The 4,891-nt window shown below is 71.3% G+C and carries 6 protein-coding genes; 2 read left to right on the forward strand and 4 right to left on the reverse strand.

The window, feature by feature from the left end; genetic code table 11:
* Positions 1-56: 56 nt before the first annotated feature.
* From BFF77_RS16040 to sp36, 4 genes are all read right to left on the reverse strand, one after another.
* Entirely contained in the window at positions 57-887 is an 831-nt protein-coding gene (locus BFF77_RS16040; RefSeq protein WP_066949668.1) for an MBL fold metallo-hydrolase, read from the reverse strand.
* On the reverse strand, positions 884-1,858 hold the full coding sequence (locus tag BFF77_RS16045; protein ID WP_066949671.1) for an NUDIX hydrolase: 975 nt from the start codon (positions 1,856-1,858) through the stop codon (positions 884-886). The genes BFF77_RS16040 and BFF77_RS16045 overlap by 4 nt, the downstream gene beginning before the upstream one ends.
* 283 nt (positions 1,859-2,141) lie before the next feature.
* Complete coding sequence (locus BFF77_RS16050; RefSeq protein WP_066949674.1) at positions 2,142-2,612, reverse strand: RidA family protein; 471 nt, start codon at positions 2,610-2,612, stop codon at positions 2,142-2,144.
* Entirely contained in the window at positions 2,609-2,770 is a 162-nt protein-coding gene (gene sp36, locus BFF77_RS34500) for a Sp36 family protein (RefSeq protein WP_093601778.1), read from the reverse strand. The genes BFF77_RS16050 and sp36 overlap by 4 nt, the downstream gene beginning before the upstream one ends.
* Before the next feature lie 72 nt (positions 2,771-2,842).
* On the opposite strand from sp36, the gene bagA reads away from it, so the two are divergent.
* Positions 2,843-3,808 carry an ATPase BagA gene (gene bagA, locus BFF77_RS16055; RefSeq protein WP_066949676.1) on the forward strand — a complete coding sequence of 322 codons (966 nt, stop codon included), beginning with the start codon at positions 2,843-2,845 and terminating at the stop codon, positions 3,806-3,808.
* The coding region (bagB, locus tag BFF77_RS16060) for an ArsA family ATPase (RefSeq protein ID WP_245703540.1) at positions 3,805-4,891 on the forward strand (1,087 nt) is incomplete at its 3' end. The genes bagA and bagB, both read left to right, overlap by 4 nt.

Here is a 4,891-nt window from a genome sequence, read left to right on the forward strand (position 1 = left end):
CGCGGCGAGGTGCCGTGCCGGGCGTCGCGGACCCGCGAAGGTCCGCCGGACAGGGCCTAGATGAGCCCGTGCTCGCGCAGATACTCCAGTTGTGCCCTGACGGAGAGTTCGGCCGCCGGCCACAGGGACCGGTCGACCGCCGCGTAGACATGGGCGACCACGTCGGACGGCGTGCGGTAGCCGTTCTCGACGGCCGTCTCGATCTGGGCGAGCCGGCTGGCCCGGTGGGCGAGATAGAACTCGACCGCGCCCTGGGCGTCGTCCAGTACGGGACCGTGGCCCGGCAGGACCGTACGGACGCCGTCGTCGACCGTGAGCGAGCGCAGCCGGCGCAGGGAGTCGAGATAGTCGCCGAGCCTGCCGTCCGGATGGGCGACCAGCGTCGTACCGCGGCCGAGGACGGTGTCCCCGGTCAGCACCGCGCGGTCGGCCGGCAGATGGAAGGAGAGCGAGTCGGCGGTGTGCCCCGGGGTGGGCACGACCCGTAGCTCGAGTCCGCCGGTGGTGATGACGTCCCCGGCGCCCAGGCCCTCGTCGCCCAGGCGCAGCGCCGGGTCCAGGGCCCTTACCGGGGTACGGGTCAGCGCGGCGAAGCGCGCCGCGCCGTCCGCGTGGTCCGGATGGCCATGGGTGAGCAGGGTCAGCGCGATCCGCTTGCCGGCCTCCTCCGCGACGGCGACGACCGCCCGGAGATGGGTCTCGTCCAGCGGGCCCGGGTCGATCACGACCGCCGACCCGGAACCCGGCTCCGAGACGATCCAGGTGTTGGTGCCGTCCAGGGTCATCGCGGACGGGTTCGGGGCGAGGACGTTGACGGCGCGCGCGGTGGCCGGTCCTGAGAGCACTCCGCCACGCGGCTGTCCGGGAAGAGCGGCGGCGTCGGTCATCGGGGACCTCCGGTCGGGTCGACGCGCTTGGTGAACTCGTCATGTCCCGGCCAGCTCAGCACCAGCTCCCCGTCCTCCAGCCGCGCCGTGGCCAGTACGGGCGTCATGTCGCGGCCCTCGGACCCGGCGAGCGCCTCGGCGGCCGTACGGTACGGCTGGAGCTGACGCAGCGTCGAGACGGTCGGCGGCATCATCAGCAGTTCGCCGTCGTCGTACGCGGCCGTCGCCTCGGCCGGGCGGATCCACACCGTACGGTCGGCCTCCGTGGAGGCGTTCCTCGTACGCTGACCGGTCGGCAGCGCGGCCACGAAGAACCAGGTGTCGTAGCGGCGCGGTTCGAACTCCGGCGTGATCCATCGGGTCCACGCGCCGAGCAGATCGCTGCGCAGCACCAGTCCGCGGCGGTCGAGGAAGTCCGCGAAGGACAGCTCGCGGTCGACCAGGGCGGCGCGGTCCGCCTCCCAGTCGTCGCCCGTGGTGTCGCTGACGACGCTCGCCGCGGACTCGCCCGCGAGCAGGACTCCGGCCTCCTCGTAGGTCTCCCGTACCGCCGCGCACACGATGGCCTGCGCGGAGGCGGCGTCGACGCCGAGCCGGCGCGCCCATACGTCACGACCGGGGCCGGCCCAGCCGATGAGGCGGTCGTTGTCGCGTGGATCGACTCCGCCGCCCGGGTACGCGTACGCGCCGGCGGCGAAGGCCATGGAGGCGCGGCGCCGCAGCATGTGCACGAAGGGACCCGGGGCGCCGGGACCGGCGGTGCGCCCGGAGCCGGTCGTACGGTCGGAGCCGTCCGGAGTCGCCGGACCGCCGGGACCACCCGGGGCGTCCGGACCGCCAGGAGTGGCCGGACCGTCGCGCAGGAGCATCACCGTCGCGGCCCGCCGGGGGGTCGCCGCGGTGATCTCACCGGCTGCGAGGGCACGGATCCGCACGGGCCATTCGGGCGGGTACCACTGACCATTGGGCATGGCCGGATGCTATGCGCTGAAGCGGTGATGTTCGAGAGGCACTCGTCAGGAGCATGTGGTAGGCACACACAGGCCATACGCCAGCATGTCGCACCCACTGACAGCAGGTCCCGGACAAGCGGTGCCCGGACGACGGAGCCTGGCCGGCGGAGCCCGGACAGCGGAACCGGGACAGCGGAACCGGGACAGCAGGATCCCGCCCGGTCCGCGTCCACACGCGCCGGGCGGGATCTCCGTGCACAGGGCCCGGCCGCACCCCGGCCCGCCCTCGTACGTACGTGTCTCAGTCCTCGGTCAGCTCGACCTGGATCTCGACCTCGACCGGTGAGTCCAGCGGCAGCACCGACACGCCCACGGCGCTGCGCGCGTGCACGCCCCGGTCGCCGAGGACCTGCCCGAGCAGCTCGCTCGCGCCGTTCACGACGGCCGGCTGTCCGGTGAAGTCCGCGGCCGAAGCGACAAAGCCCAGGACCTTGACCACACGGGCGATACGGTCCAGGTCGCCGGTGACCGACTTCACGGCGGCCAGCGCGTTGAGCGCGCAGATACGGGCGAGCTCCTTGGCCTCCTCGGGAGTGACCTCGGCGCCCACCTTGCCGGTGACCGGAAGCTTGCCCTCCACCATCGGGAGCTGCCCGGAGGTGTAGACGTACACGCCCGTCCTGACGGCCGGCTGATAGGCGGCCAGCGGCGGTACGACCTCGGGCAGCTTCAGCCCCAGCTCGGCGAGGGCGGCCTCGACGGCTCCGCTCATGCCGTTTTCTCCCGCTTCAGATAAGCCACGAGCTGCTCGGGGTTGTTCGGCCCGGGAACGACCTGGACGAGCTCCCAGCCGTCCTCGCCCCAGGTGTCCAGAATCTGCTTGGTCGCGTGCACGAGAAGGGGCACGGTCGCGTATTCCCACTTGGTCATGGGCCCGACTGTAGCCGCACCGCGCGGCGGCCTCGTGCGTAGCCCGGGACCCTACTGGTTAGGCTCGAATATGTGAGCAGGCTCCAGGTCGTCAGCGGCAAGGGCGGTACCGGTAAGACGACGGTCGCCGCCGCACTCGCGCTCGCCCTCGCGACGGAGGGCAAGCGCACGCTCCTCGTCGAGGTCGAGGGCAGACAGGGGATCGCGCAGCTCTTCGAGACGGAGGCCCTTCCGTACGAGGAGCGGAAGATCGCCGTCGCCTCGGGCGGCGGCGAGGTGTACGCGCTGGCCATCGACGCCGAGCGCGCCCTTCTCGACTATCTCCAGATGTTCTACAAACTCGGTAGCGCGGGCCGGGCACTGAAGAAGATCGGCGCGATCGACTTCGCCACGACGATCGCGCCCGGCGTCAGGGACGTACTGCTGACCGGCAAGGCGTGCGAGGCGGTACGGCGCCGGGACAAGCAGGGACGTTTCACTTATGACTACGTGGTGATGGACGCGCCGCCCACCGGCCGTATCACCCGCTTTCTGAACGTGAACGACGAGGTGGCGGGACTGGCGAAGATCGGCCCGATACACAATCAGGCGCAGGCCGTGATGCGGGTCCTCAAGTCGCCCGCGACGGCGGTGCATCTGGTCACGCTGCTGGAGGAGATGCCGGTCCAGGAGACGGCGGACGGTGTCGCCGAGCTGCGGGCCGCCGAGCTGCCCGTCGGCAAGGTCATCGTGAACATGGTGCGGCCGCATGTCCTCGACGAGGCCGCCGTGCGCGCCGCGGCGGGCGACCGCCGTAAGGAGGTCGCCAAGGCGCTCGCGGCGGCCGGGGTGAGCGCGCCGACGAAGCTCGTCGGTCCGCTGCTCGAACAGGCCGCGGAGCACGCCCAGCGAGTGGAGCTGGAGCGGGAGCAGAGGGCCGTCCTGAGCAAGCTCGGGCTGCCCGCGTACGAACTCCCGCTGATCGGGGAAGGAATGGACCTCGCCGGTCTCTACCGGCTGGCGAGGGAGCTACGGCAACTCGGGAAGGCCTTCTCATGACGCTGGATCCGGCAGCCGCGCCGCTCGACATCGACCCGCTGCTCGACGACCCGGCCACACGCATCATCGTGTGCTGCGGCTCCGGCGGTGTCGGCAAGACGACGACCGCGGCGGCTCTGGGCGTACGGGCGGCGGAGCGCGGCCGGAAGGTGGTCGTCCTCACCATCGATCCGGCCCGCCGACTGGCCCAGTCCATGGGCATCGACACACTCGACAACACCCCGCGGCAGGTCAAGGGCATCGAGGGCCCCGGCGAGCTGCACGCCATGATGCTCGACATGAAGCGGACCTTCGACGAGATCGTCGAGGCGCACGCGGACGCGGGACGGGCCCGCGCGATTCTGGAGAACCCCTTCTACCAGTCCCTGTCCGCCGGTTTCGCCGGCACGCAGGAGTACATGGCGATGGAGAAGCTCGGCCAGCTGCGGGCCCGCGACGAGTGGGACCTGATCGTCGTCGACACCCCGCCCTCACGCTCGGCGCTGGACTTCCTGGACGCGCCGAAGCGCCTCGGCTCGTTCCTGGACGGCAAGTTCATCAGGCTGCTGATGGCTCCGGCGAAGATGGGCGGCCGGGCCGGGATGAAGTTCCTGAACGCCGGTATGTCGATGATGACGGGCACGCTCGGAAAGCTGCTCGGAGGTCAGTTCCTGCGTGACGTCCAGACGTTCGTGACGGCGATGGACTCGATGTTCGGCGGGTTCCGTACCCGCGCCGACGCCACGTACCGGCTGCTCCAGGCGCCGGGCACGGCGTTTCTGGTGGTCGCGGCGCCGGAACGGGACGCGCTGCGGGAGGCCGCGTACTTCGTGGAGCGGCTGGCCGCGGAGGAGATGCCGCTGGCCGGACTGGTCCTCAACCGTGTCCATGGCAGCGGCGCCGCCCGGCTGTCGGCCGAGCGGGCACGGGCGGCGGCAGAAAATCTTGAAGAGGGCCGCATTGTGGATCAGGTGGCTGGGAAAGCTCCTGTTCGTGGCAGTGCTGCCCCGGACGGCTTTTCTCCCGAAGCCGCCGAGGCGCACGAAGCCGCAGAAGCCGCCGCACATCACTCGCCCGACCCCACCGCGCCCGCGTCCCCCCTGT

Source organism: Streptomyces lushanensis (assembly GCF_001700515.1).
Classification (GTDB): Bacteria; Actinomycetota; Actinomycetes; order Streptomycetales; family Streptomycetaceae; genus Streptomyces; species Streptomyces lushanensis.

Coding starts and splice junctions, on each gene's coding strand:
- BFF77_RS16040 (WP_066949668.1), bottom strand. CDS start 887: ATGACCGACGCCGCCGCTCTTCCCGGACAGCCGCGTGGCGGAGTGCTC.
- BFF77_RS16045 (WP_066949671.1), bottom strand. CDS start 1,858: ATGCCCAATGGTCAGTGGTACCCGCCCGAATGGCCCGTGCGGATCCGT.
- BFF77_RS16050 (WP_066949674.1), bottom strand. CDS start 2,612: ATGAGCGGAGCCGTCGAGGCCGCCCTCGCCGAGCTGGGGCTGAAGCTG.
- sp36 (WP_093601778.1), bottom strand. CDS start 2,770: ATGACCAAGTGGGAATACGCGACCGTGCCCCTTCTCGTGCACGCGACC.